The organism is Leisingera sp. M523 (assembly GCF_025141335.1).
Taxonomy (GTDB): domain Bacteria; phylum Pseudomonadota; class Alphaproteobacteria; order Rhodobacterales; family Rhodobacteraceae; genus Leisingera.
Window position 1 is genome coordinate 744,729 of record NZ_CP081036.1, and the last position, 26,457, is coordinate 771,185.

Consider the following 26,457-nt stretch of genomic DNA (forward strand, 5'->3'; position numbering starts at 1 on the left):
TGGGGGCGCTTAGCCGCCTTTGGTGAACAGGCGGCTTAGCTTGCCGAACTGGCTGAGGCCGAGACCGCCCAGGATCATCCCCATTGCCAGCAGCATCGAGGGCGGCAGATCCTCACCCAGGAAGACAGCACCCAGCACCACGGCCCAGACCGGCACCTGATAGTTGGTCAAGGTCATGAAGGTTGGTCCCGCTTCCCGAACCACGATGACGCGCAGCAGGTTGGCAGCAGCAGTAGGGATCAGGCCGAGGATGGCGGCAATTGCCAGTGTCTTTGTGTCCGGCATCACCGGCGGGCCTTCGGCGGCCCAGGCCGCCGGGAAGATGATGAAACAGCCGATCACCAGAAAGATTGCTGCCAACCCGACCGGATCGGCGGGCGGCAGGCGGCGGGTCAGGATCGAGCTGACCGAGTAACAGGCCGCCGCCGACAGGCAGGCGGCGCGGCCATAGGGTTCCAGCGCGGCGCCGCTGGTTTCAAACGCCTTGCCTCCGATCAGCAGGGCAACACCGGCAAACCCGATGCTGAAGCCAATCAGGCGGCGCAGGGTCATCTGCTCACCCGGCACAAAGAAATGCGCCAGCGGCAGCACCATCAACGGGATCGCCGCCATGCTGACGCCGGTAAAACCCGAGGAGACATGCTGCTGCCCCCAGGAGATCATCATGAAAGGCAGGGCGGTGCTAAGGATGCCGATGAGGATCAGCGAGGGCCAGTTGGCCTTGCCCCGGAACAGCTTGAACCCGCGCCAGCCCCAAACGGCGCACAGGAGCAGCGCGGCAAATCCGATCCGGCTGGCCGCCAGCCAGAACGGGGTGATGCCGTCCAGTGCCAGCTTGATCAGCAGAAAGGTCGCGCCCCAAACCAAACCAAGGGCGGCGATCATCATCCAATAACGCGGGGCGATGCCGGGCATGGGGTTCTCCTGCGGTTTACAGGGCGAAAAGACTCCGCCGGGCGGACGGGGTCAATGGCAATTGCTTTGTTATCGATCGAAGTGTTTTTAACCCTAGACCGCGCGCAGGCGGCGGTTGCGGCTAAGGAGCAGCCCGCCGAGGATCAAAGCCAAAGCTGCAAACAGCTGCGGCGGCAGTGTTTCTCCCAGCAGGGCGGCGCCAAAGATCACCGACCAGACCGGCACCTGATAGTTCACGGTGGACAGGAATGCAGGACCTGCACTGCGGGCGACCTGGACCAGCAGCACCTGCGCCAGCGCCGTGGGCAGCAGGCCGAGGTAGATGACGGCGCCCAGCGGCAGCGCGGCGGGCAGTTCCGGCACGCCTTCGGCCCAGAGGGCTGCCGGGGTCATCATAGCAGCACCGCACAGCAGCGCCGCGGCAGAGAGCGACAGCATGTTCACTTGCGGGCAGAGCCGGGTGATAATCGAACCGATGGCATAACACAGCGACGCGCCGAGGCAGGCGAGGCGGGCCAGCGATTCAAAATCGCTGCCGGCAGAGCGGAAGGCATCGAGCCCGATCAGCACCACCACACCGGCAAAACCGATCAGGAAGCTGATGGTGCGGCGCAGGGTCATATGCTCGCCCGGCACCAGCAGATGCGCCAGCGGCAGCACAAACAGCGGTACGACGGCCATGCAGACTCCGGCAAAGCCGCTGGCCACATAAGTCTGCCCCCAGCTGAGCAGGGTGAACGGCAGGGCGTTGGTGAAGAACCCCATGCCAATGGCGCAGGCCCAGATGATGCGGCCATCCCGCGTGCGCAGGGAGGGCAAGCCGATCCCCATAGCAGAAATCACTGCCAGCAGGCAAAGCGCGCCGATCGAGATCCGCAGCGCGGCGATGGTCATTGGCGGAAAGCCTCTGAGAGCCAGCGACACCGCCATGAAGGACGCACCCCAGATCACTCCGAGGAACAGAAGTTTGGCCCAATTGGCGGCGCCGGGGGAGTCTGGCATGGAAATGTCTCAATGTCTCGGAGCAAAAAGGGCGCCCCAAAATGGAGCGCCCTGCAGAGGTAAGGTCAGCGGAAATGTCCGCGGGCGCCTTAGTTCTTCTCTTTGTCGACCATCTTGCCGGCCGAGATCCACGGCATCATGCCGCGCAGCTTGGCGCCGGTTGCCTCGATCGCGTGCTCGTCGTTGGCACGGCGGGACGCTTTGATGGTCGGCTGGCCAACCGCGTTTTCCAGCATGAAGTCGCGGACGAATTTACCCTGCTGGATGTCGTTCAGGACTTCCTTCATGCGGGCTTTGGTTTCGTCGTACTTCAGGATGCGCGGGCCGGTGACGTACTGGCCGTACTCGGCGGTGTTGGAGATCGAGTAGTCCATGTTAGCGATGCCGCCTTCATAGATCAGGTCGACGATCAGCTTCACTTCGTGCAGGCACTCGAAATAGGCCATTTCCGGCGCGTAGCCAGCTTCGACCAGGGTCTCGAAACCGCAGCGGATCAGCTCTACCAGGCCGCCGCACAGAACTGCCTGTTCACCGAACAGGTCGGTTTCGCATTCTTCACGGAAGTTGGTCTCGATGATGCCCGAGCGGCCGCCGCCGATGGCGGAGCAATAGGACAGGCCGGTTTCCAGCGCTTTGCCGGTGGCGTCATTGTGAACCGCAACCAGGCAGGGCACGCCGCCGCCTTTGGTGTATTCGCCGCGCACGGTGTGGCCGGGGCCTTTGGGCGCCATCATGATGACGTCGACGCCTTCTTTCGGCTCAATCAGGCCGAAGTGCACGTTCAGGCCGTGGGCAAACGCGATGGCGGCACCCGGACGGATGTTGTCGTGGACGTATTTCTTGTAGGTCTCAGCCTGCAGTTCGTCGGGCATGGTGAACATGATCACGTCGCACCAAGCGGCCGCTTCTGCGATGCCCATGACCTTCAGGCCTTCGCCTTCGGCTTTCTTGGCCGAGGGGGAGCCTTCGCGCAGCGCAACGACAAGGTTCTTGGCGCCGCTGTCGCGCAGGTTCAGCGCGTGAGCGTGGCCCTGGGAGCCATAGCCCAGGATGGCCACTTTTTTGTCCTTGATCAGGTTCACATCGCAATCGCGGTCGTAATAAACGCGCATGATCCACGTCCTTTCCATTGGTGTTTGAGGGTATCATAAGGAAGTGAGCGGGGAAGGCGATTGCCGTTCCGTATGAATTTGGCGGATTATTTGCCATAGTTATTCGCTATTTTCCATGATAGTGACAAATTCATGCTTGATGATCTTGACCGGCGCATTCTCCGCCATCTGCAAAGCGAGCCGGGGCAACCGATTCCGGATCTGGCCGAACGGCTGGGTATGACGGCCTCGCGCTTGTCGCGGCGGCTGGAGAAGCTGCGCGAGGGCGGTGTGATCCTGGGCCAGCGGGCGATAATCGACTGGCGCGCACTAGGCTACACGGTGGAGGTGTCGCTGCGGGTGACGCTGGACAAGACCAACCCGCGCGCCTTTGATGAATTCATTGAATCCGCCCGCGGCATTGCTGAGGTGATCGAGATCCAGACCTTTCTGGGCCAGGTCGATGTGCGGCTTTCGGTGATCGCGCGGGACATGCCGCATTACCAGCAGATCTACCGCGCCGCCATTCTGAACCTGCCGCATATCACCGACATCGAGGCACTGATGCATGTGGCGCGGATCAAATCGGACGAAGTGCTGCCGGTATGAACACGCTGGACGATCTTGACTTTGCCCTGCTGCGGGCGCTGTCAGAAGATGCGACGCTGTCCGCAGGGGCGCTGGGGCGGCAGCTGGGCCTCAGCCAGCCCGCCAGCTGGCGGCGGATCAAGCGGCTGCAGGAGGCGGGGATCATCGCGGGCCGCAGGCTGGATCTCGACAAGGAGAAGCTGGGATTTGGCGTTACCGTTTTCCTTGGTGTGAAACTGGCCACCAAGGGAAGGGTCAGCCTGGAGGATTTCGAACGCGCAGTTTCCGCCATTCCAGAAGTACAGACGGTGGAGCATGTGCTGGGCATGTATGACTACCGCTTGCGGGTGACAGCGCGGGACATCTCGGATTTCGAACGGGTACTGCGCCGCCGGGTGATGACCCTGCCGGGGGTGGGCAATGTCGAGGCCAACGTGCTGCTGAGCGAGGAGCGCAGGCCGGGGCCGCTGGGGTGAGTCTGTGCACCTTTGTTGCCGATCCGAAACCCGCTTGGCGCAAATGCGGGTGATTTCTGTCGTGACTGGGCTGTCTTTTCCTTTCCGTTTCGCCAGTATCCCCCTTCGGAGAACGGCGGCGGTGCTGTATGCCACGGTAGGCTTTGCCAAACCGCGCGGCACCGGCTAGCCGTTAATTGAGGAATATCAACGGAGGCCCAGATGGCACTGCTCGATACCGTGGACCCGCAGGGTCTGGATGAATTCTCGGTGGTTTTCACCGACCGCTCGCTCAATCACATGTCCAAGACCTTTCAGACCGTGATGCTGGACATCAACGGGATGCTGAAAGAGGTCTATAACGCCGAAGCCGTGGCGCTGGTGCCGGGCGGCGGCACCTATGCGATGGAGGCGGTTGCTCGCCAGTTCGCCCGCGGTTCCGACGCGCTGGTGGTGCGGAACGGCTGGTTCTCCTACCGCTGGAGCCAGATTTTCGAGACGGGCGGGTTTACCGCGTCCTCGACCGTGATGAAGGCGCGCCGCACCGGCAATGAGAGTGCCTCGCCCTTTGAGCCTGCACCGATTGCGGATGTGGTGGCGGCGATCAAGGAACAGAAGCCGGATATCGTCTTTGCCCCGCATGTGGAAACCGCTGCGGGGGTGATCCTGCCCGACGAATATGTGACCGCCATGGCCGCGGCTGCGCATGAGGTTGGCGCGCTGGTGGTGCTGGACTGCATTGCCTCGGGCTGCGCCTGGGTCGACATGAAGGCAACCGGCGTCGACGTGCTGATCTCCGCGCCGCAGAAGGGCTGGAGCGCGTCGCCCTCTGCCGGTCTGGTGATGTTCTCGGACCGTGCGCTGGCGCGGCTGGAGGAGACCACTTCGGACAGCTTTGCCATCAACCTGAAGCAGTGGCGCACCATCATGAAGGCCTATGAGGACGGCGGCCACGCCTATCATGCCACCATGCCGACGGACGCGCTGAAGGATTTCCGGGATACCATGCTGGAGACCAAGGAATACGGGTTCGGTAAACTGCGCGATGCGCAGTGGGCGCTGGGCAATGGCGTGCGGGCTATGCTGAAGGAGAAGGGCATCACCTCCGTGGCGGCGGATGGTTTTGGCGCGCCGGGCGTGGTGGTCAGTTATACCAGCGAACCGGATGTGCAGAACGGCAAGAAGTTCCTGGCGCTGGGCACCCAGATCGCGGCCGGCGTTCCGCTGCAATGCGATGAGCCTGCGGATTTCCGCACCTTCCGGCTGGGTCTGTTCGGCCTGGATAAACTCTATGATGTGGATGCTACTATCGCGCGGCTGAAATCGGTCGTGGATCAGGTGCTTTAGCGCAAAATCCGGACTGGGCTGCGCAAGGGAATATTGCTTGTGCGGCCCAGCCCATGGCGCAGGGTGAGCCAGATCACCCCAAGGCTGATGGCCAGCCAAATTCCTCCCCACAGCATGGTTGCGCCGCCGAATTCCTCGGCCATCATCCGCGCGTCGGAGCGCAGGTAGGAGCGCGCAATCGTGTCGTCCCAGATGTCGAGCGGCGCATAGATCATGCTGCTGACCGCGATCACCCGCAGGATCATGTCATTGATATTCAGGCTTAGATACCGGGATGCCGCCAGCATCAGTGCGCCGGTGGCGAGAGTGAAGCCAAGCGCAAACACGTCGCGCGCGTAGAAGGTTGCCACCGTCAGCGTGATGGCGCCGAAGACGGCGAGCACCCTGCGATCCCAGTCGGTGCGCAGGGCAATCACGAACAGGGCAGAGCCGATCAGCAGCGAGCCGGTATAGCCTGCCGTGAGCGTCAGAAAGCGGCTGCCGCCACGAGAGACCACCCTGCCGCCCTCATTGGGATCGATGGTGAGGCTGACCACGTCGCCGCCGGTGAGCAGGGTTGCTGCTGCGTGTGACAGTTCGTGCAAAAAGACGGTCAGGATGCGCAGGGGTACCAGTGCCGGGGTTTGCCAGAGGATGGCAATCGCCAGGGTCAGGCAGAAGAGCTGCCAGTGGCCTTTCAGAAAGCGTCCGGCAGCCCGCATGTTATTTCACACCAAGCCCCATCTGCATCAGCGTCTTGCGCACTGGTGCCAGCGAGTAAAGCGCGTTGAGGCCGAATGCGCGCAGGTCGCGCAGGGGGCGCGGCGCCAGCATCGAGGTGCGGTTCAAAAGGTCGATGCCTTTCACCCGCAGCATGATCTCATTGTGGCGCGCCTTGTGGTAGGCGGACAGCATCTGCGCATCGCCCAGGCCTTCGCGGCGGGCCTCCGCCAGTTCCAGCAGGCTGCGCAGATCGCCCAGCGACATGTTAAGGCCTTGCGCGCCGATCGGCGGCACCACATGGGCGGCTTCGGCCATCAGCGCCAGCCGTTCGCCATTCAGCCGCTCTGCCGACTGGCTGATGATCGGCCAGATGGTGCGGCGCGAGGCCAGTTTCAGATCGCCGAACAAACCGCAGCTGCGTTCCGTCATGGCGGCCTCAAAGGCGGCTGGCTCCAGGTTTAAGAGGTCCTGCGCCTTGGGGCCGCGCTCCATCCAGACAATCGCGGAGGACGGCTGGCTCTGGTAGTCGGGCAGGGGTACCAGAGTGAACGGCCCGCCGGAGCGGTGGATCTCGGTTGAGACATTTTCATGCGGCACCACATGGGTGACGGCAAAGGCCAGCGCCTTTTGCCCGTAGCGGGTTGTCTTGACCGGAATGCCCGCCGCCTCGCGCATCGGCGAGTTGCGGCCGTCGCAAGCCACCACCATTTTTGCGGTCACTTGGCTGCCATCGCTGAGGGTGACGCGTGCCTCATCGGTGCGGGTAAACAGGCCGGTGGTGCCGGTGCCAAAGCGCAAATCGACATTGGGCAGCTCTGCCAGCCGGGCTATCATCTCGCGCCGCAACAGCCAATTGGGCAGGTTCCAGCCAAATGGCTGGCCGGAGATATCGGCGGCGTTGAAATCCTTGACCACCCGCGGTTCGGGCCGCGCACCGCCGGCATCGACGATGCGCATGACCTGCAACGGCGCGGCGTGATCCGCCAGCCGCGCCCAGATCCCGCAGCGCTCCAGCAGCGCCTGGGCGGGCTGCAGAAACGCGGTGGTGCGCAGGTCGGAGCCTTCGGCGTCGCGCTCGGTCACCGGCGGGGCGGGATCGGCGCAGATCACACTGAAACCGCTGGACGCAAAAGCGGCGGCCGCGGTCAGACCCGCAATGCCGCCGCCGGAAATCAGGATATCGCAGGTATCGGCCATCGTATCAGCCCTCCGTTCTGGCGCCAGAAATAGGCCCGGACAGCGGGGGAAGACAAGCCGATAGCGGCAGATAGGGCGCTTAGCCGCGGGTGATGGAGATCAGCAGTGTGAACACCACCGGCACCATGCAGACCGCCGGGATGTACAGACCGGGAATGCCGAACAGCAGGATCGAACAGCCCCAAAGGCTGACCAGCGTTGCAATGGCGTAATAGAGATTTTCATCCGGGCCGTAAGCGACCTCTTTGATCATCCGTCCCAGCAGCGGCACGGCAAACAGCATGCGCTGCATCAGGGTCAGGCGTTCGGGAAGGGCATATGCGCTCATCGGTCGGGCTCCAAGCATTCGGTTTCGGGGCGCATATAGGGAGGAAAACATGCGGCAAACAGGTATATTTTGCCGCAGTTGCAAAGATTTGCCGGTGTGCAGTTGTACACATCCCTGGAGGCGGCAAAAGATCTCGGAATGCGCCGCCTGCAGAGACAGGACCTCAGGCCAGAGCAGCCAGAAAACCCGTCAAATCTTCCGAATGGTGATGAATGTGCGCGGCCCTGACCGGTTCCGGCGCCACATGCACCGTGCGCATTCCCATCTGGTGCGGGGCGGCAAGGTTGCGGGCGTCATCCTCGAACATTGCCGCCTGGTCCGGGGTTACGCCGGCGCGGGCAAAGACCCGGTCAAAGGCGCGCCGTTCCGGCTTGGGGTGGTAATCCGCGTGTTCCACGCCATAGACGCCGTCAAACAGCCCCGACAGCCCGCGCGCGGCCAGAACCCGCTCGGCATATGGAGCGGTACCATTGGTATAAACGAACTTTTGGCCAGGCAGATTGCGGATGTTCGCAGCCAGGCCAGCGTCCTTTTCAAGAGGCTCCATCGAGATGTCATGCACCGCCACCAGATAGGGTTCCGGATCCAGATCATGCTCGCGCATCAGCCCGGCCAATGTGGTGCCGTGTTCGCGCCAGTAATGGCTGCGCAGGTGGTCGGCCTTGGCCTTATCCACGCCTAGGGCTGCCATCACATAGGCCGTCATCTTGACCTCAATCTGGTCAAACAGCCGTGCTGACGGCGGATACAGGGTGTTGTCGAGATCGAACACCCATTGGGTGACATGGGAAAAGGATTGCTTGGGCATGGTGCCGGATTACGGGGCGGATGCCGCTATTGCAATCAAAAGCGCATTTTGACTGCGGGTTTTCAGCGCTTTAGCGCCATCAGGGTTGATTGCTGCCCGCTGCGCTGTAGAGATTGGCAAACCGGAAATGACAGGAAGACCCATGAGCCAGAGCCGCAGCAACCAGAAAGATGCCTATGCGTTGATCCTCGAGGCGATCGACGTTGGCGTTTACAAGCCCGGCGACCGGCTGGTGGAGAGCGATCTTGCCGAACGCTTTGGCGTCTCGCGCACTCCGATCCGCGAGGCGCTGCAGCGGCTGGAGACGCAATCGCTGCTGGAGCGTGACGGGCGGTCGCTGATTGTTGCCTCGCTCGACCACAACCAGATGGCCGAGCTGTATGTGGTCCGGCGCGAGCTGGAAGGGCTGGCAGCACAGCTGGCGGCGCGCCATGCCACCGAAGAAGAGATCAAGGTGCTGAAAGAAATGGTCGAGGCCGACGACCAGTTGATCAGTGATCCATTGGCGCTGTCCAAGGCTAACCGCCGGTTCCATGAACAGATCCATTTGGCGTCGCACAACCGCTATCTGGTGCAGCAGCTGGACCTGGTGCACCGGACCATGGCGCTGATGGCGACGACCTCTCTGGCCGCCGAGGGCCGCAGCGAGATTGCCCAGTCCGAGCACAAGGGTATCGTTGATGCAATCGGCCGCCGCGACGAGGCAGCAGCGGGCGAGGCGCTGAAGGAACATATCTCGATTGCTTTCATGACCCGGCTGAAGCAGGACGCCAGCGGGCGGGGATAAACCGCCAGCCCCAAAGCCATGCACCGCGGCATTTGGATGCGGGTTTGATGCCATGCGCCGTCTTGTCCCAGAAAAACGGCCGGACGAGCAGCTCATGCGCTGCTTTGGTGACAGCAATGGCGCCCATCGGATAGTAGAGGATCATCGCAGGCGCCCAGGCCGCCAGCCAGGGCCGACCCATGGCAAAGGCGGCGGTGACGCTGATGACCAGTCCCAGCAACTCGAAAAACACCAGCGCCGCGGCCGCCAGCGACAGCAGCAGCGGCGAAGCCGTGCCGGCGCTGGGGTGCGGCAGGCCAAGCGCTATCAGCCAGAACGACCACAATACCGGCGCAAACAGGAACTGCCCGATGGTGCCCAGAAAGAACGCCTGAAACCCTAGGAACCGTTTCCAGCCAAGGTCACCCAGCAGCCGCAGCGGCTGGCGCATATGCACCAGATAGGTCACCATGAACCCTTTCAGCCAGCGCGAGCGTTGCTTGACCCAGGGCCAGGGACGGCAGTTGGCTTCTTCAAACGTGGTGCTGGGCAGCATTCCGGTGCGGTAGCCGGCGCGGTAGAGCCGGACACCCAGATCCGCATCCTCGGTGACGTTATGGGCATCCCAGCCGCCCAGCTCCTCCAGCACCTTGCGGCGGATGAACATTGTTGTGCCGCCCAGCGGCACCACCAGGCCAAGCCGGGAAATTCCGTGCAGAACGATGCGGAACCAGCTGGCGTATTCCAGCGTGAAGCAGCGGGAAATCCAATTGGTGGCGGGGTTGTAGTAGTCAAGAACACCTTGAAAACAGGCCGTGTTTCTGCCGGCGCGGGCAAAGGCTTGCGCCACCCGGTCCAGCTGATCCGCCTGCGGCGCATCCTCGGCGTCCCAGACACCGATGATGTCGCCACGGCAGAAGTTCAACGCATAGTTCAGCGCCCGCGGCTTGGTGGTCAGCCCGCCAAAGGCCGGAACCTCAACCACCCGGATCCAAGGCGGCAGGCGGGTGGCTGCAAGGGCTGCCCGGGTGACGGCGTCATGTTCCTCCAGCACCAGGATCACATCGGTCAGGGCCGGCGGGTAGCTGAGCTTGCGGATGCGGGTAAGCAGTGCACGGCTGATCTCGGCCTCCTGGTAAAGCGGCACCAGGATTGAGATGACGGGCCGGCTGCCCAAGCCGATTTGACAGGCCAGGGGCAGTCGCGCCGGAGGCCGGCAGCGGGTCCGGCCGGACCAATAGGCTGCAAGCCCGCAAAGCTTCAGCATGGTGAACAGCAGCACCGACAGTAGCGCCAGCAGGCTGAGAGCGGTGAAGACCGCCGCAGGGGCGGTCCAGCCAAGGTAAAGCGCGGGCAGGGCACAGACTGTCAGCAATGCGCGGCCCCTTGCAGGCTGCAGGCTGCGGCAACTTTGCCGCGAATTCACGCTGCAGCAGGCCTGGCGCACCAGGGCGGGGCTGAAATGCGCGGTCAGCAAAGCGGTGATCTGCGCTTCGCAGGCCAGCACCGGCGTGATGCAGCCAAAACTGTCCTGCAGTTCGCCGCGCAACATCTCGAACTGGTCCGGGTGGGCAATGGCAACAGTGACGGTTTGGCCGAATTGCATCCACGGAAGCGCAGAGTGGCGGAGCCAGAACTGGGCGGGTTTACGGGCCAGCAGCCGGGGATTGACGACCTGGCCGCTTAGGTCGGCGCGCTGCATCCGGTATTGCCGGGCCAGCGTGTCCTGGACCTGGTCTTCACTGGCCAGCCCCTCGGCCACCAGCACCCGCCCAAGGGCGGCCTTCTGGTGCTGGCGCAGCACCAGCGCCTTCATCATGCTGCGGCCATTTACCGGCGGCGGCAGCGCCGGAGAATACTCCCCGGCGGGCCGCGGCGGGCGGAACTGCCGCAGCGGCTGAGACACAAAACCCATCGCCACCCCGTAACAAAAACACCTGAGGGCTTCAGGCTGGCGGCGGGGGTTTAAGAATTGGTAAATGCGACGTTAACCATGCCGCCGGGCGGCATGGTTAACAGCTTTTTTACGCAGATTTGCGCGCGGCCATCGCCTCGGCAAAGCGTTCGAACAGATAAAAGCTGTCCTGCGGGCCGGGGCTTGCCTCGGGGTGGTGCTGCACCGAATAGACCGGGCGGCCGGAAATGCGGATACCGCAGTTGGAGCCGTCAAACAGCGAAACATGGGTTTCTTCCACGCCTTCCGGCAGGGTCTGCGCATCCACCGCAAAGCCGTGGTTCATCGAGGTGATCTCAACCTTGCCGGTGGAATGCTCCTTAACCGGGTGGTTGGCGCCGTGGTGGCCGTGGTTCATCTTGACGGTGTTGGCGCCAAGCGCCAGTGCCAGCATCTGGTGGCCCAGGCAAATACCGAAAACCGGCAATTCTGTCTTCAAGACGTCCTGGATCATGGGCACAGCATATTCACCTGTAGCGGCGGGGTCGCCAGGGCCGTTGGACAGGAACACCCCGTCGGGGTTATGCGCCAGCACTTCCTCGGCGGTGGCGGTGGCGGGCAGCACAGTGACGTCGCATCCCGCGCTGGCCAGGCAGCGCAGGATGTTGCGCTTGGCGCCGTAATCAATGGCCACAACCTTATGCGCAGGCGCTTCCTGGCGGGCATAGCCGTCCGGCCAGGCCCAACGCATTTCGTCCCAGCGGTAGCTTTGCGCGCAGGACACGTCCTTGGCCAGATCCATGCCTTCAAGGCCCGGCCATTCGCGGGCCTTGGCAACCAGCGCCTCGACATCGAAATTGCCGTCGGGGTCGTGTGCCAGGGCGACATGCGGTGCGCCCTGCTGACGGATCGCGCGGGTCAGGCGGCGGGTGTCGATACCGCCGATGGCAATGCGGCCGGTGCGGGTCAGCCAGGATTTCAGCTCTTCCGTGGCACGCCAGTTGGAGGCCAGGGTCGGGTCCCACTTCACCACCATTCCGGCCGCGACGGGATCGTCGGTCTCGTCATCTTCGGGCGTCACGCCTGTGTTGCCGATATGCGGGAAGGTAAAGGTGACGATCTGGCCGGCGTAAGAGGGATCGGTCATGATCTCCTGATAGCCGGTCATTGCGGTGTTGAAGCAGAGCTCGGCCACGGTGTCGCCGGTGGCGCCGAAACCGGTGCCGTAAAAGACGGTGCCATCTGCGAGCGCCAGGCATGCGGTGGGCTTGGACGGGGCGGAAGCGGCCATTGCGCGAGTCTCCATGCGGTGAAATTCATCGGCTTGTAAGGGGAGCGCCCAAGCGGGTCAAGCCTGCAGCGGCGGGCAGGCTGACGCGGGGTCTGGAATAGGAAATTTATAGTAAACTTGCACAGCGGGTGCAGAATGGATAACCATCGGTGTCCGGCAACCATGGGATGCTTACTACGATGGATACGCGCACACAGGTCAATCAGGCCTTGAAGCAAGCGATGAAAGACAAGGCAGCGGAGCGGCTGTGTACGCTGCGGCTGATCAACGCGGCGATCAAGGACCGGGAAATCGCCGCCCGCGCCGATGGTGAAGAGGGCGGTATCGGTGAAGGGGAAATCCTTGCCATCCTGGGAAAGATGACCAAGCAGCGCAACGAAAGCGCGCGCGCCTATGAAGAAGGCGGGCGGCTGGACCTTGCGGAGCGGGAACTGGGCGAAATCTCCATCATCGAGGAATTCCTGCCGCAGCAGCTGAGCGACGAGGAAGCCGGCGAGGCGATCACTGCGGCGGTGGCGGAAACCGGCGCCGAATCGATTCGCGACATGGGCAAGGTGATGGGTGCACTGAAGGCGAAATACACCGGCCAAATGGATTTCGGCAAAGCCGGGCCCATGGTCAAGGACCAGCTTTGCAGCAAAGGCGGCTGCTGATCCCGCGCCCTGCTGATCGGCAGTCTGGCAGGTCTTAGTTGAACGGGATCTCCAGGAACGGCGGGTAGGCCGCTTCGATTACGCTGTTTACTGCCTGCCCCTGATGACGTTCCAGAACTGGCATGGCGATCGCCTGCGCAAGCAGGCGGCGCTCGTTGAACGGGTTAATCATCGTCAAATGGTGGTAGCCGGTGAAATACGGGCCTTGGAAATTAGGTTGTGAGAACTCCAGCCAGGCCCAATCGTAGACCTTGGGCCGGGCATTTGATGGCAGCGTGTCATACCAGCGTATGTAGTCGTCCTGCCACTTGCGGATCGCCTTGCGGGGGCCCAGCGAAGCCGAGACGCCCAGGCGTCGGATAGCATGTTTCATATGCAGCGGCTCGCCAATCTTGTCACGCCGCCACTGGGTGGCGCGCAGAAGCTCAAGATTGTTGCCACGCAGGATCAGGTGGTCACGCGGGTAATCATGGATCATGGGCAGCGCCGCAAGCTCGCCCCGGAACCCCGACCACCCCATTTTCAGACGCATGTCCTTTAGCAGGGCGTGACTGTGGGGCTGTTTGAAATATTGGGTCAAGGGCAAGTCAACTGAGGCCAGGATCCTTTGAGCGGCTTTGGCATCCTTGCGTGATGGGTTGTGAAACCTGTGGCAAACGAACTGCCGGATCTGCTGAGCCGCGGGCAGGGCGGCGGCCAGTAGTATGCGGGAGTCACGGCCTCCGGTGACGGGCAGTGCACAATCATGCCTGGCAGCAAGCGCGGCAATATTGGCCGCAAGGCCAGCTGAGATTTCGGCGGCGGTTGCGCCGATCCCGCTCGGCGGAAGGTCCAGCTGCATATCTGGGTATGGCCAATGGCGGTGCAGTGAAAAATCTGTCAGATCCACATAGTGATTGGCCACGGCGCGGCGCACATTGCGGTCAAGACTGCGCTGAAAGCTCATATTCTCCCGTCCGGCCAGAACCGCACGTATATTGATGTCTGGATCCGGTTCGATGTTCCTGTCCAGAATCAGCCCAAGCGAACTGGCAAGTTTCTGCTCTGCGGAATCATAGAGCATTGGAAGGTCGAAAACCGGATCGCCATAGACGCGCGACAGGTCCTGGGTCAGAACAACAGCAAGGTAACGGCCGCCAAGCTCTGTAATTTCCCGATCGACGCAATGCGCGAAATCCGGGCTGGTGGCCGCCGCTGGCAGGAGCAGAGCATCCTGAACCAATGTACCGCCCGGTTTCCATGCATGGCCGAGCAGCAGGCCGCAATTGTATCCGGTGCTATCCAGTATCGGACGGATCTTCAGCGCCGTACCATGGTGCAATGTTCAGCCCTGCAGGCTGGTCTTTTTCCAGCCGGGATAGGTTCGCCCGGCGTCACGGCTGAGAAAATATTGCGCGCGGAACAGTTCTTTGAAATCCCGCTGTTGCCGGGCGCATTTGCGTTCTGCCAGAGAGTGTTCGGTCATGTGCGAAAAGGGCCTGTTTCAAAATAGCTTGCCAGATTTCTGGCCCGTTTCAGAGAAGATGACAAGCGGCGAAGAATTATCGCAGCCGGGCGCGTGAAGGTAAGCGGTACTTTGGCAGATGTGTTTGTCTTCTGGCTGCGCGTGCGGTCACCGGGGCGGCAAGGGCGCTTCAGTGCCGTGGATGGCGGAACTTAGTTCATCAAACAGCGCAATTCTCTCCTCTTCTGAGAGGAACGCTCCGATCTCCACTTCGCGGCCGCCGCCCTGCAGGGTGACATAATGCGGCACCGGGCCGTCGTGGTGGTGCATCCCGACGCGGGTCCAGTAGCGGTTGCAGCGCCAGCTTTGACGGCCGCCATCGGGATTGATCCGCTCCAGACGGGCCTCTTCTTTCCCGATGGTCAGCACCTCCAGGATCTGGTGGTCATGGCGGTTGCGGTCCAGCGCCCATTTCATGCCGAACAGGGCCAGCAGCAGGAACGGCAGCAGTCCCCACAGCAGGAACGATCCCAGCACAGGGATCAGCGGCACGCAGATCAGTGCCGCAGTCAAGCCAAGGAACCGCACATAGCCCTGCGGTGGCAGCGATTGATGCGGCCAGAGGTGCAGCTCGCGTACGGCGTCTTGCTGCGGTCGGGTCCAGTTGTAGGGCATCTGTTCAACGCCTGCTGCGCAAAGTGGGTTCTTCATAAATGATGTGCCGGAAAGTCCGGATTTCCACTGCGGGTTATTACCGCGGGGCGCGCGCATGAAAAAGGCCCCGGAGCATCTGCGCCGGGGCCTTTTTTTGATGTCAGGGTCTCAGCCGCTTAGTGCGAATGCGAGCGGTCCCAGTCTTCCTGCTTGGGCAGGATTTCAAAGGTGTGCTCGGGCGGCGGACAGGGCAGGGTCCACTCCAGGGTATCCGCGTATTCGTTCCAGTAGTTGTTCTGGGTGATGCGGGCGCCGCGCAGCAGCGAATAGATCACCACGCCGAAGAACAGCAGGAAGGATGCAAAGGACAGGAACGCGCCATAGGACGAGATCTTGTTCCAGTAGGCGAAGCCTTCCGGATAGTCGATGTAGCGGCGCGGCATGCCCTGGCGGCCCAGGAAGTGCTGCGGGAAGAACGTCAGGTTGGCGCCGATGAAGAACATCCAGAAATGGATCTGGGCGCCCAGCTCGTTATACTGACGGCCGGTCATCTTGCCGAAGTAGAAGTAGATGCCCGAGAAGATCGCAAAGACAGCGCCCAAGCTCATCACATAGTGGAAGTGCGCAACCACATAATAGGTGTCGTGATAGGCGCGGTCCACGGAGGCCTGCGACAGAACCACACCGGTCACACCGCCGACGGTGAACAGGAACAGGAAGCCGAAGGCGAACATCATCGGGGCTTTGAACTCGATTGAGCCGCCCCACATGGTGGCAATCCAGCTAAACACCTTCACGCCCGTAGGCACCGCGATCACCATGGTGGCCAGCATAAAGTAGGCCTGCTGGTTCAGCGACATGCCGACAGTGTACATATGGTGCGCCCAGACGACAAAGCCCAGCACGCCGATTGCGATGATTGCCCAGACCATCGGCAGGTAGCCGAAGACAGGCTTGCGCGCGAAGGTGGCGATGACGTGGGAGATGATGCCAAAGCCCGGCAGGATCACGATGTAGACTTCGGGGTGGCCGAAGAACCACAGGATGTGCTGGTACAGGATCGGGTCGCCGCCGCCGGCTGCATCAAAGAAGGTGAAGCCGAAGTTGCGGTCCATCAGCAGCATGGTGATGGCGCCGGCCAGAACCGGCAAGCTCAGCAGGATCAGCCAGGAGGTGACGAAGATCGACCAGGAGAACAGCGGCACCTTGAACAGGGTCATGCCGGGGGCGCGCATGTTCAGGAAGGTGGTGATCATGTTGATCGCACCCAGGATCGACGACGCACCCGAGACGTGCACGGCGAAGATCGCCAGATCCATCGAGTAGCCGCCTTCGTTCACCGACAGCGGCGGGTACAGAACCCAGCCGACACCGGAGCCCAGCTGGTCATTGCCGCCCGGGGAGACAACCGAGAGGACCGCCAGCGAGGTGCCTGCGACATACATCCAGAAGCTGAGGTTGTTCATCCGCGGGAACGCCATGTCCGGCGCGCCGATCTGCAGCGGCATGAAATAGTTGCCGAAACCGCCGAACAGCGCCGGAATCACCACGAAGAACATCATCAGGATGCCGTGGGCGGTGATCATCACGTTCCAGAGATGGCCGTTCGGGGTGCATTCCGCAGAGGCGTCTGCGAACATGCGCGCGCCCTCGAGGCACATGTACTGAACGCCGGGATCCATCAGCTCAAGCCGCATGTAGACGGTGAAGATGACAGAGATGAGACCTGCAAACGCCGAAACGATGAGGTAGAGAATGCCGATGTCTTTATGGTTCGTGCTCATGAACCAGCGGGTAAAAAAGCCCCGCTCGTCCTCGTGGCCGTGACCATGAATGGCTGCGTCTGCCATTATGTGCCTCCTGCTGCATAACGAAAGGCCCCCGGAGACGGACTCCGGGCGGCCTGGATTCCTTGGAGTATTAGAATGGCGTGCCGGGGCCTTCAATGGCGGAGTTTGATCTGGATCAAGATTTATTGCCGCAGGGGCTTGAATGCCAGGCAAAGCTGCATCGCCCCGGAGTGCTTGACCTGGCCGCACGGCGCGCGCACAACCGGAACAATGCCAAAATCAGGAGGCCGGACGCATGCCCGCTTATGATCCCGATAATATCTTTGCCAAGCTGTTGCGCGGTGAGATTCCCTCGGCCCGTGTCTATGAAGATGACGATACGCTGGCCTTCATGGATATCATGCCGCGCAGCGACGGGCATCTTCTGGTGATCCCGAAAACCCCGTGCCGCAACCTGCTGGACGCCAGCCCTGCGCAGATGGCAGCGGTGATGCAGACGGTGCAGAAACTGTCGCATGCGGTGATCAGGGCCTTTGGCGCGGACGGGGTGACCGTGCAGCAGTTCAACGAGGCCGCGGGCGGGCAGGAAGTGTTTCACCTGCATATGCATGTGCTGCCGCGCAAAGAGGGCGACCGGCTGCGCCCGCCGGGAACGATGGGGGATCAGGCGCTGATCCAGGCGCAGGCGGAACAGATCCGCGCAGCACTCGCCGGACATTGATGCAGGCTTGGCGGCAGGACCTTTGAGAAAATGAAATCACCTCTGTAATTAGAGCGGTGATTTCAATGTGAATTTGTGCATTCGAAATAAATGTTGAATTTTAGTTGAATTTGATCATAGCTGTTTCGCAAATTAGTTGTAGGTCAAAGAGGGCGCCCGCGCCCAAGTGTATGGGAACCCAAGAATTGGGTGGACCGGCACGGTATGCCAGCCCGGATTGGGGCGGCATCAGCCGGGAATTTTCAGTTGCCAGGCTGACAGCCTGAAACATGCGGGCAAAACGCCCGTGCCGGAACGTATGCTTGCAGGGCGCGCCGTCGCATTGACGCGGAAAGCAGTATTGGAGGGAGCGAAGTGACGCTCTTGTGCCGCGCGCAGACCTTGTCGCAGGACCAGGTTGTTGCCGCAATTTATGAAACGATGATCCGGGCGGAGCAATTCGACCGGTTTTCTGCTGGTCCGCCAACCGGGAGGGACGCCGGAGAGGGCAATGGACGCTGGCGCGCCTTTGGGCAGCCCAGGCCCGTGCCGGCACTCAAGGCGCATTTCTCGCGGGCGGCACAGATCCAGGAACAGCAGTGGGAGCGGTCAGGGCGGCCGCACCCCGGTGAATACTCGGGCGAGTGCTGCCGCTTCTGGCTGTTGGCTGGTGGCGGCTCCGAGGGGCGCCTGCTGAATGCGTCGCAGCGCGCTGCCCGGCAGCTTGTCAGCGGCGGCGATCTTGCCGCAGCCATGGGGCTGACGCGGGCCGCAACAGACCGGTGGAGCATCTTTCTGGAGCAGGTGCGCGAGGGGGAGTTTTCCTGGCAGGACGTTCTGCTTCTCGGCACCGGCCGCCCGGGCGAGCGGTTTTTATGCCGCCCCGTCCGGCTGGAGGGGGCAGGCGGCCCTGCCGCGGCCGTCATGGCAGAGCGGCTGGATTGCGAATGGAGCGCAGAGGCCGCAGGCCCCGTGGCGTCTGCTTTCGGACTGCAGAAATCTGATCTTGACCCGCTGAAGACGGTGATGAGCGGCGCCGGCGGCCGGGTGGCAGCGGAGCTGGAACAGATTGCAGCAAGGGCCGGAGCGCCGGGGACAGCCGAGTTGATCCGGCTGGCCGCATTCCTGATCAACGAGCATGTGCGGGACATGAAAATTGCCCGGGGTGAGCTGCTGCCGCCTTCTGAGGAGATTGAGGACAAAACCGGGCGGCGCAGCCAGTTTTTCCGGTTTGGTGCGGAAACCGGACAGCCGGTTATTTTTGTGCACGGGGTGCTGGACGGGATCGTACCGCTGCAGCGCCTGCAGCCGCAGCTTAGGACCCTGGGGTTCCGGGTCTATGCGCCGATGCGCGCGGGCTACGGCGGCTCGGCGCCGCTGCAGCGGGGGCAGGACCCGGCGGATGCCTTTGTGCAACAGCTGGATGCGCTGATCACCCGCGAAAATCTGCAAAGACCGGTATTGCTCAGCCACCGTGGCGGCGCGTTGTACGGCTGCGCGGCGGCCAACCGGCTGCACAGCAGGATCTCCGGGCTGGTGGCTGTCGCCTCGAATTGTACAATTACCTCGCCGCGGCAGTTCTCCGGACTTAGCGGTTATGCCTGGCTGGTTGCCTTTTCCGCCGCCCGTGCCCGCTGGATGCTGCCGGTGCTGATGAAGGCCTGGTCAGGCGCCTTGCACTGGTACGGGCACAAGGCGCTGCTGAAGTTTCAGACTGCGCGCAACAGCCGGGAAAGGGCCATGCTGGATCAGCTGGACCTGCTGCCGCTGCTTAAGCAAAGCCAGCTGCTGTTCCGGCAGCAGGGCGGTGCCGGCTTTCTGGCAGATGTGCAGATGATTCGGCAGGGGACGCAGAAGATGGCGCTGAAACAGCGTACGCGGGCGGTTTTTGTGCATGGCGGCGAGGACCACGTCGCGCCGCTGTCCGATATCCGCGATACTTTCGGCGGTCAGCAAAACGCTCAGCTCTGTGTCAGCCAGGAGGCGGGAGCGCTGCTGTTTTACATCCTTCCGGAACTGGTGCTGACAGCGCTGCAGGACTGCGTTTCGGCGGCGCAGGGCAAGGGTTAGCCGCCAAACACATGTTCAAAGCTGCGCTTCAGGGCAACGTCCACATCCGCCATGGTGACCGGCAATCCCAGGTCCACCAGGCTGGTCACCCCGTATTCGGTGATGCCGCAGGGCACGATGCCGGTGAAATGCTCCAGCTCCGGCTCGACGTTGATCGAGATGCCGTGGAAGCTGACCCATTTACGCAGGCGGATGCCGATGGCGGCGATCTTGTCCTCGGCCATGCCGCCCGCCGCGGTTTGCGGCTTGTCCGGGCGTTCGACCCAGACGCCGACCCGGCCGTCGCGGATATGGCCCTTGATGTTGAACTCATCCAATGCGGCGATCACCCAGCTTTCCAGCTGCTGCACGAACCGGCGCACGTCATGGCCGCGCGCGCCCACATTCAGCATCACATAGACCACCCGCTGGCCCGGCCCGTGATAGGTGTACTGGCCGCCGCGTTTGCTGTCATAGACCGGGAAACGGTCCGGATCGGTCAGATCCTCGCGCTTGGCTGAGGTGCCGGCGGTGTAAAGCGGCGGATGTTCGACCAGCCAGATGCATTCTTCCGCGGTGCCCGCAGCGATTAAGGCCGCGCGCTCCTCCATGAAGGCAACCGCTTGATCATATTCAACAAGACCGTCCGATGCGATCCATTCAACCATGGTTTCTGCCGTCCTTTTCCGTCCCGCCTTGGAGGCCCGCCGGTAAAGAGGTCGTAAAATCCCTAGGTGGCAGCCCTGACAGTGGGGTATCCTGATTCCATTGTTAGTATCCATAGGGGGCGAGTATCATGCTTTCCAAGCCGCTTAAGCCGGCATTGACGGCCGCTTTTCTGGCAACGTCATTCACCAGCCCTGCGACTGCGAGCGATTTGGGCGCCGCAATTGTCGGAGGGGTGATTGGCGGTGTTATTGTCAATGAAGTTCACAGGAATAAACAACGCCAGCGCCGCGCCACCACCTACCGCCGGGCGCCGGCAAGTTCCGCAACCAGGGCGCAAAACCGTGAAACCCAGGTTGCCTTGAATTACTTCGGTTTCCATTCCGGCACGCCGGACGGGGTGCTGGGCAGGCGGTCCCGCGCGGCCGTTTCCCAGTATCAGGTTCACATGGGCTATCCGGCCACCGGCTATCTGGCCCCGTATGAACGCAATTTCCTGGTCAGTTCCTACAGCCGGGCGCAAATCGGTGGCCCGCAGGTGATCAAGGCGATGCAAGGCCCCAACGGAGTGCGGGGATTGCTGCACAGCTGGCGGGATGAAGCCGCGGGTGTCCGGACCGCAGGGAGCGGCTATGGCGGCTACGGCGGGTTGCCGCCCGAAGTCAGCCAAGCGGTGGATGAGATCGCCGCCAGCTCCGAGCCGACCGGGGAACAGCTGCTGCAGCGCACCGGCTTTATGCAGCTGGCGGATCTGAACGGCGATGGCCGGAACGATTATGTGCTCGACACTTCGGTCTCCGGCTCCTCCTTCTGGTGCGGTGCTTCGAATTGCTCGGTGATGGTGTTTGCCTCCACCCCGCAAGGCTATCAGCGCAATGACTTCTTGGCGCGCGGCGTGACACCCGCCAGTTTTGCCTGCCATCAGGGCACCTGCAGGATGGCGGATACGGGAGAAACCGCTCCGGTCCAAGCGGCGCAGCAAAACCGCAGCACAGTGACAGCCTTTGCCGGGCAGGAAAGCGCCTCGCTGGGCGGCATCACCCTGTTTGACCAGCCGGCGCAAAGCGCCTCGCTCACCAGCTATTGCAGCAAGGTCAGCCTGCTGACCAGCTCCAACGGCGGCTTCATGACGGCGGCAAGCATGACTGATCCGGAGCTGGCGCTGGGCGAACAATTCTGTCTGGCCCGCACCTATGCCATCAATGCGGGCGAGACCCGGGCCGGCAAGGTTCAGAGTGTTTCGCAAGCACAGATCGACAGCCAATGCGATGCATTCGGCCCGGCTGTGCAGCCTTTCCTGGCCAAGCTGGGAACCGCGGGCAGCGGCGAAGTGATGGGTGATGTGCAGAAGTTCGTGCTGCAATCCGGCATGTCGCTGGAGCAGCTGGCCAATACCGCCGGGATCTGCCTGTTCTCCGGCTACCGCCGCGATGACATGGACGTGGCGCTGGGTGCTGCGCTGATCCTGACCGGCACCGGCCAGCGTCCCTATGCTGAGCTGATCGGCCACCATCTGGCGCTTGGCTTTGGCGCGCCGGTTACGGCAGAGCGGGCGCAGGACTGGTACGGCATGGCCGTGATCTCGCTGGAAGGCGGCGCGACACCTGTCTTTGCCCCCGGACAGCCTGAGCGGGCAGAGCTGATCAAGACAGCTTCGGCCAAGCTGGCAGGCGGCCGGGTGCAGCCGGTGCAGGCCTCCGGCAGTACGGCCCTGCCGTCGTTCTCCACTGACTGACCGCTGTTTGCCGCAGCTGTTGAATGCAAGTGGCCGGCAGAATTGCCGGCCACTTTTTTGCGTAGAATTTCTTTACTGCCAGTACCCTGGGGCGTCCTGGCAGCTGTGGCCGGGTTTTTCCATTAAATGCTGGATTTCTGCCTTTGACACCGCGCGGTCTTGAATGCAATTGATGCAATCAAAAAGTGCATTGTCTTAGGGGTTGTTTATGCGATTCAAGCTGCTTTCCAAATTCATTATCTGTTCTTCGCTGGCGTTGACGCCGGCTGCCCGTGTTTCTGCTGATGCGGGCGACTTTGCTGCCGGTGCCATCCTTGGCGGTATCATCGGCGGCGCTCTGTCCAAGAATCAGCGGCGCTCGGGGGGCAAGGCGCCCCGGCGTTCCCGGCTGCCGTCCACGCAGGAAGGCCGCCAAATTCAGGAATCGCTGAATTACTTCGGCTTCCCTGCAGGCGCAGTTGACGGGCAGCTGGGCCGTAAAACGCGCGAGGCTGTTTCCACCTATCAGGCTTACCTTGGCTATCCGGTCAGCGGGCAGCTGAATGATTTCGAGAAAGATCTGCTGATCCATTCCTTTCAGCGGGCGCAAACCAGCGGCTATCTCGCCAGCCAGCAAGCGATGGCACATCCCGACGGGCCGCGCGGGCTGCTGAAGATCTACCTGGCCGAGCGGATGGCGCCGCAACCTCAGCCGCAGCAGCCCTATGGCCTGCCCCAGGCCACCATGGCCGGGAACAGCACCGGCACCTATGGCGTGCCGCAGCAGTACGGGCAGAGCGCGCAGCAGCAATACGGCCAGCAACAGATGGGGTTTGCAGCCACCGCCCAGACATACGGAATTCCGCAGCAGCCTCAGTTTCAGGGCCTGCAAGGGCAGTTCGTGCCGCGGTCACAAGTGCAAGGCCAATTTGTGCCGCAAGGCCAGCAGCAGGGCCAGTTCGTGCAGCAGGGGCAGGTAATGGCCGCTGCACAGGGGCAGGCGCTGATCCAGAACGGCGCGGTTGTCCAGAACAGCGGCACCGCAGCAACACCGGTCCTGTTGCCGCAAAACGATAGTGCCGCACCGCTGATCAGCCGCCGCGCATTGGTGATCGGTGTCGACGGCTATCAGAACCTCGCCGCCTTGCAAAAGGCGCGCAATGATGCCCTGGCGGTCAGCAATACGCTTGGGGCGCTCGGATTTGAGGTGACCACGCTGTACGACGCAGGCCGCCGCGACATTAACAGCGCGGTCTCGGCCTTTGCCAACCAGATCAAGCCGGGGGATGAAGTTCTGTTCTACTTTGCCGGCCACGGGGTTGAGGTCGACGGGCGCAATTACTTGCTGCCTTCCGATGTGCCGATGGTGAATTTCGGCGATGAGAGCTTCCTGACCGGGGAAAGCATTGCCGCTGACCGGGTGCTTGGCACCTTTCAGCGCAAGGGCGCGCGATCTACGATCATGATCCTGGACGCCTGCCGCAACAATCCGTTCCCGAAGGACGGCCAGCGTTCGGTCGGCGGCACCCGCGGCCTGGTGCGGATGGAGCCGCCGGAGGGCGCCTTTATTCTGTATTCCGCCGGGGCAGGGCAAACCGCGCTGGACCGGCTGTCGGACAATGACGCCAATCCGAATTCGGTGTTCACCCGCGCGCTGCTGTCGCGCCTGAACCAGCCGGGCATGACGCTGCACCAGCTGGCCAAACAGGTGCGCCGGGATGTGCAGGATCTGGCCGCCACCGTGAATCACAATCAGTTCCCGGCTTATTATGACCAGATGTCGGGCGAGATGGTGCTGCGCCGCCAGCTGGCAGCCCAGGGCAACTGAGGCTGCTCCCAAGGGGTGCTGAGAAACCGGAGGCAGCCGGATACCCGGCTGTTTTCCAACGCTTATGCTGCGCGGCCTGCCGGGGTGCATATTCTGTTCAAAAAAGATGATTTTCAGCTTCACATCGCATCCGGGCTAGTCTATACGCCTCGACACCAAGCCTAAGACAGTGCGGTCGTGGCGGAATTGGTAGACGCGCAGCGTTGAGGTCGCTGTTCCTTAACCGGAGTGGAAGTTCGAGTCTTCTCGACCGCACCATTTTATATTCAGACGTAAAAAATCCTAAAAACTCAAATATTACAGACACTTGCGGAGTTCGAAATCCGTTTTGGCGGTCATAGGCCAAGGGTGCTTTGAATGCCGTTTTGAGGATGGTTTTCTTCACTGCTAGTGGCCCTTTATCGTATATATTCCAAGGGTTTGACAGGAAGTCTCGCAAAAGTTCGAAAATCTGACCCATGCTCGCTTTCGGTTTGGTGTTTTGCGTGATTTTGTCACTCAGGCGCAGCTTGTCTTCATCCAGCTTTGCAATCTTGGTTTCGAGTGCTGCGATGACCTTTGGGTTAGATGTTTCGACCAATCTCTCCACTATGGTGTCCTGCTGCTTGTCCAGCTCAGTGATTTTGCGTTTCAGAGCAGTTTTGGCCTGTTTGGTTTGTTCATCGCGCTGGCTTGATGCGTCGTTCAGCATCGACATCGCCACTGGGAGAACATTTTCAGTTGGCGTCATGGCGCTCAGAACTTCTTGAAATCCAGCTTCAACTTTCTCAGCGCGGATATTCTTGCGGTACTCAGAGCAATCACGTGTCTGGCACCAGAAGTAGGGATATCGCTTGCTGGCCTTGTTGCACAAATCGGGTGAGGGATTCACTGCGTGAATCCAGCGTGGTAGCTGGGATGCATGAGCAGTTGGGCCGCTACGAGATACAAGACCACGAACTGGTCGTCTTACAATGAAGCACTGAAGCAACGCGGATCTCTGACCATCTGGTTTGATCCGAGGATGATCTGGACGCCGCCGCCGACTGGCAAGCGCGGTCGCCGGTGCCAATTCAGCAACGCCGCGATCCAAACCTGTCTAACCCTGAAAGTACTGTTCGGGTTGCTACTGAGGCAGACGACGGGCTTCGTGCAAAGCCTTCTGCGGCTGGTCGGTCTGGACTGGGCCGTGCCGGACTTCAGCACCCTGTGCCGTCGGCAGCGGAAGCGGAACGTGAGTATCCCGTTCCGCGGTGGCGCGGGCCCGCTGAACCTTCTGATCCCCTCTCGTGACATCACTGCGTGATGCACTGCCGGGCAGCGGACAGCACCGGCATCAAGGCCGAAGGCGAAGGTGAGTGGAGTGCGGAGGATCAGAAAACAGTCCGGGGGACTGTTTTCCCGACAAACGCGCAAGCACGGAGGCCCCAAGCGGCGCCTCTGGCGCAAGATGCATATCGGAATCGATGAGGAAACGCTGGAAGTCCGGGCCATCGAGGTCACCGGCAGCAACATCGATGATGCTGCAGGTTTCTCGGACGCCATCATCGACGCGTACAGTCGGGAGTGTCTTGCCATCCGTGTGGATCGCAAGCTGAACTCAGGCACCGTCATCGATGTCTTGAGCGGCCTGTTCATTCTGCGCGGGGTGCCGTCGTTCATTCGTTCAGACAACGGTCCGGAGTTTGTTGCTCAGGCCGTCCAGAACTGGACCAAGGCTGTTGGCGCGAAGACCGCATACATCGAACCAGGGTCTCCATGGGGGAACGGATATTGCGAGAGCTTCAACGCACGGTTCAGGGACGAGTTCTTGAACGGCGATATCTTCTACAGCCTGCGCGAGGCGCAAATCCTCATCGAAGAATGGAGGAAACACGACAACACCAAACGCCCTCATAGTGCTCTGGGCTATCGCCCACCGGCGCCAATCGCTGCCCGGCAGTTGATTGCAGAGCAATCAATGAAAGGGGCGCAAAGTGCATCTTGCGATGGATGCTGCCACGTCTGACATCCGTGCTGTCCCTTGTCCGGCAGGCGAATTGCAAAGCAAATTTGAGGAGAGGGAATTCACCCCCAGCCACGACGGCCCCTCTCGTGGTTATGCTGCGAAAACCACTGCCGGGCAGTGGACAGCCCGGTCCTGCCGGAACTGCTCGATCAGAGTCCGAAGGACGAAGAGATCAGCAGCGTGACCGCAGACGGAGCCTATGACACGCGCCGTTGCCACTCCGCCTTGATCGAGCGTGGGGCCGCCCCGATTATCCCTATCCGCAAGAATGGCTAGCCGTGGAAAGAAAACTGCCCGGCGGCACAGGTCAGAAACGAAACCTTGCGCGCCACCCGGCACTACGGCCGGGCCTTCCGGAAGCGCTGGACGGGATACCACGCCCGGAGCCGGGTCGAGGCAAAGATGCGCTGCTTGAAGGCATTCGGCGAGCGCATAGCCGCAAGAGATCCTGACCGCCAAGCCACCGGAATCCACATCCGCATCGCACTCGGTACCGCCGAGATCGTCCGCGTCGCCTAAGTTCAGAGGGGAAAGGGGGAGCCAGGCCTCAAGAGGGAGTTCTGCAAAACGCCCCTAAAGGGGTCCGAA

Annotated in this window: 23 protein-coding genes, 1 tRNA gene and 2 pseudogenes; 13 read left to right on the top strand and 13 right to left on the bottom strand. The window is 61.8% G+C overall.

Going from position 1 to position 26,457, the window contains the following annotated elements; genetic code table 11:
- Positions 1–9: 9 nt before the first annotated feature.
- The 3 genes from K3557_RS03530 to ilvC form a co-directional block, all read right to left on the bottom strand.
- The gene (locus K3557_RS03530) at positions 10–915 is read right to left on the bottom strand and encodes a DMT family transporter (RefSeq protein WP_259997693.1); all 906 of its coding nucleotides are present in this window, start codon (positions 913–915) and stop codon (positions 10–12) included.
- Between the two features lie 93 nt (positions 916–1,008).
- Positions 1,009–1,917: a DMT family transporter gene (locus K3557_RS03535; protein ID WP_259997696.1), complete on the bottom strand. Its 909-nt coding sequence runs from the start codon at positions 1,915–1,917 to the stop codon at positions 1,009–1,011.
- 89 nt (positions 1,918–2,006) lie between these two features.
- A complete protein-coding gene (gene ilvC / locus K3557_RS03540; protein WP_024090926.1) occupies positions 2,007–3,029 on the bottom strand; it encodes a ketol-acid reductoisomerase in 1,023 nt (340 codons plus the stop codon).
- A 132-nt stretch (positions 3,030–3,161) separates the two neighbouring features.
- Here ilvC and K3557_RS03545 point away from each other — a divergent pair, with 132 nt between their 5' ends.
- From K3557_RS03545 to K3557_RS03555, 3 genes are all read left to right on the top strand, one after another.
- Positions 3,162–3,617: an Lrp/AsnC family transcriptional regulator gene (locus K3557_RS03545; protein WP_259997700.1), complete on the top strand. Its 456-nt coding sequence runs from the start codon at positions 3,162–3,164 to the stop codon at positions 3,615–3,617.
- A complete protein-coding gene (locus K3557_RS03550; RefSeq protein ID WP_259997702.1) occupies positions 3,614–4,072 on the top strand; it encodes an Lrp/AsnC family transcriptional regulator in 459 nt (152 codons plus the stop codon). Before K3557_RS03545 ends, K3557_RS03550 begins: the two co-directional genes overlap by 4 nt.
- Before the next feature lie 201 nt (positions 4,073–4,273).
- Positions 4,274–5,398, top strand: coding sequence for an aminotransferase class V-fold PLP-dependent enzyme (locus tag K3557_RS03555; protein ID WP_259997704.1), 1,125 nt, complete (start codon positions 4,274–4,276; stop codon positions 5,396–5,398).
- On the opposite strand, the gene K3557_RS03560 is transcribed toward K3557_RS03555, so the two are convergent.
- The 4 genes from K3557_RS03560 to K3557_RS03575 form a co-directional block, all read right to left on the bottom strand.
- Complete coding sequence (locus tag K3557_RS03560) at positions 5,395–6,099, bottom strand: M50 family metallopeptidase (RefSeq protein ID WP_259997706.1); 705 nt, start codon at positions 6,097–6,099, stop codon at positions 5,395–5,397. The genes K3557_RS03555 and K3557_RS03560 overlap by 4 nt on opposite strands.
- Position 6,100: 1 nt before the next feature.
- Positions 6,101–7,297 (bottom strand): UbiH/UbiF family hydroxylase, encoded by a 1,197-nt coding sequence (locus tag K3557_RS03565; RefSeq protein WP_259997708.1) that lies wholly within the window; start codon positions 7,295–7,297, stop codon positions 6,101–6,103.
- Between the two features lie 79 nt (positions 7,298–7,376).
- The gene (locus tag K3557_RS03570) at positions 7,377–7,625 is read right to left on the bottom strand and encodes a hypothetical protein (protein WP_237455677.1); all 249 of its coding nucleotides are present in this window, start codon (positions 7,623–7,625) and stop codon (positions 7,377–7,379) included.
- A 163-nt stretch (positions 7,626–7,788) separates the two neighbouring features.
- A complete protein-coding gene (locus K3557_RS03575) occupies positions 7,789–8,433 on the bottom strand; it encodes a pyrimidine 5'-nucleotidase (RefSeq protein WP_259986523.1) in 645 nt (214 codons plus the stop codon).
- A gap of 142 nt (positions 8,434–8,575) precedes the next feature.
- On the opposite strand from K3557_RS03575, the gene K3557_RS03580 reads away from it, so the two are divergent.
- The gene (locus K3557_RS03580) at positions 8,576–9,220 is read left to right on the top strand and encodes a GntR family transcriptional regulator (RefSeq protein WP_259986515.1); all 645 of its coding nucleotides are present in this window, start codon (positions 8,576–8,578) and stop codon (positions 9,218–9,220) included.
- Here K3557_RS03580 and K3557_RS03585 read toward each other — a convergent pair.
- Positions 9,180–11,114: a glycosyltransferase gene (locus K3557_RS03585; protein ID WP_259997711.1), complete on the bottom strand. Its 1,935-nt coding sequence runs from the start codon at positions 11,112–11,114 to the stop codon at positions 9,180–9,182. The two genes, K3557_RS03580 and K3557_RS03585, sit on opposite strands and share 41 nt — an antisense overlap.
- Before the next feature lie 109 nt (positions 11,115–11,223).
- Positions 11,224–12,384 carry a glutamine-hydrolyzing carbamoyl-phosphate synthase small subunit gene (gene carA / locus K3557_RS03590; RefSeq protein WP_259997713.1) on the bottom strand — a complete coding sequence of 387 codons (1,161 nt, stop codon included), beginning with the start codon at positions 12,382–12,384 and terminating at the stop codon, positions 11,224–11,226.
- 179 nt (positions 12,385–12,563) lie between these two features.
- Here carA and K3557_RS03595 point away from each other — a divergent pair, with 179 nt between their 5' ends.
- Positions 12,564–13,037, top strand: a complete 474-nt coding sequence (locus K3557_RS03595) for a GatB/YqeY domain-containing protein (protein WP_259997715.1) — start codon at positions 12,564–12,566, stop codon at positions 13,035–13,037.
- A 34-nt stretch (positions 13,038–13,071) separates the two neighbouring features.
- On the opposite strand, the gene K3557_RS03600 is transcribed toward K3557_RS03595, so the two are convergent.
- The gene (locus K3557_RS03600; protein ID WP_259997717.1) at positions 13,072–13,941 is read right to left on the bottom strand and encodes a hypothetical protein; all 870 of its coding nucleotides are present in this window, start codon (positions 13,939–13,941) and stop codon (positions 13,072–13,074) included.
- Here K3557_RS03600 and K3557_RS03605 point away from each other — a divergent pair.
- Positions 13,930–14,529: a hypothetical protein gene (locus K3557_RS03605; RefSeq protein ID WP_259997719.1), complete on the top strand. Its 600-nt coding sequence runs from the start codon at positions 13,930–13,932 to the stop codon at positions 14,527–14,529. The genes K3557_RS03600 and K3557_RS03605 overlap by 12 nt on opposite strands.
- 120 nt (positions 14,530–14,649) lie before the next feature.
- Here K3557_RS03605 and K3557_RS03610 read toward each other — a convergent pair whose 3' ends face one another.
- Both K3557_RS03610 and K3557_RS03615 read right to left on the bottom strand, forming a co-directional pair.
- Entirely contained in the window at positions 14,650–15,156 is a 507-nt protein-coding gene (locus tag K3557_RS03610; protein ID WP_259999539.1) for a DUF2244 domain-containing protein, read from the bottom strand.
- Between the two features lie 155 nt (positions 15,157–15,311).
- The gene (locus K3557_RS03615) at positions 15,312–16,985 is read right to left on the bottom strand and encodes a cytochrome c oxidase subunit 1 (protein ID WP_259986487.1); all 1,674 of its coding nucleotides are present in this window, start codon (positions 16,983–16,985) and stop codon (positions 15,312–15,314) included.
- Positions 16,986–17,220: 235 nt separating this feature from the next.
- On the opposite strand from K3557_RS03615, the gene K3557_RS03620 reads away from it, so the two are divergent.
- Positions 17,221–17,646, top strand: a complete 426-nt coding sequence (locus tag K3557_RS03620) for an HIT family protein (protein WP_027259802.1) — start codon at positions 17,221–17,223, stop codon at positions 17,644–17,646.
- 354 nt (positions 17,647–18,000) lie between these two features.
- Entirely contained in the window at positions 18,001–19,695 is a 1,695-nt protein-coding gene (locus K3557_RS03625; RefSeq protein WP_259997722.1) for an alpha/beta hydrolase, read from the top strand.
- Here K3557_RS03625 and lipB read toward each other — a convergent pair.
- A complete protein-coding gene (lipB, locus tag K3557_RS03630) occupies positions 19,692–20,342 on the bottom strand; it encodes a lipoyl(octanoyl) transferase LipB (RefSeq protein WP_259986481.1) in 651 nt (216 codons plus the stop codon). The genes K3557_RS03625 and lipB overlap by 4 nt on opposite strands.
- 128 nt (positions 20,343–20,470) lie before the next feature.
- Between lipB and K3557_RS03635 the strand changes: the two genes are divergently transcribed.
- The 5 genes and pseudogenes from K3557_RS03635 to K3557_RS03660 form a co-directional block, all read left to right on the top strand.
- On the top strand, positions 20,471–22,075 hold the full coding sequence (locus tag K3557_RS03635) for a peptidoglycan-binding domain-containing protein (RefSeq protein WP_259997724.1): 1,605 nt from the start codon (positions 20,471–20,473) through the stop codon (positions 22,073–22,075).
- 208 nt (positions 22,076–22,283) lie between these two features.
- On the top strand, positions 22,284–23,882 hold the full coding sequence (locus tag K3557_RS03640; RefSeq protein ID WP_259997726.1) for a caspase family protein: 1,599 nt from the start codon (positions 22,284–22,286) through the stop codon (positions 23,880–23,882).
- A gap of 171 nt (positions 23,883–24,053) precedes the next feature.
- Positions 24,054–24,140 (top strand) — tRNA-Leu (locus K3557_RS03645).
- A gap of 643 nt (positions 24,141–24,783) precedes the next feature.
- Positions 24,784–25,869 (top strand): annotated as a pseudogene (locus K3557_RS20560) (IS5 family transposase).
- Positions 25,832–26,388 (top strand): annotated as a pseudogene (locus K3557_RS03660) (transposase); the annotation flags it as partial. The pseudogenes K3557_RS20560 and K3557_RS03660, both read left to right, overlap by 38 nt.
- Positions 26,389–26,457: the final 69 nt, after the last annotated feature.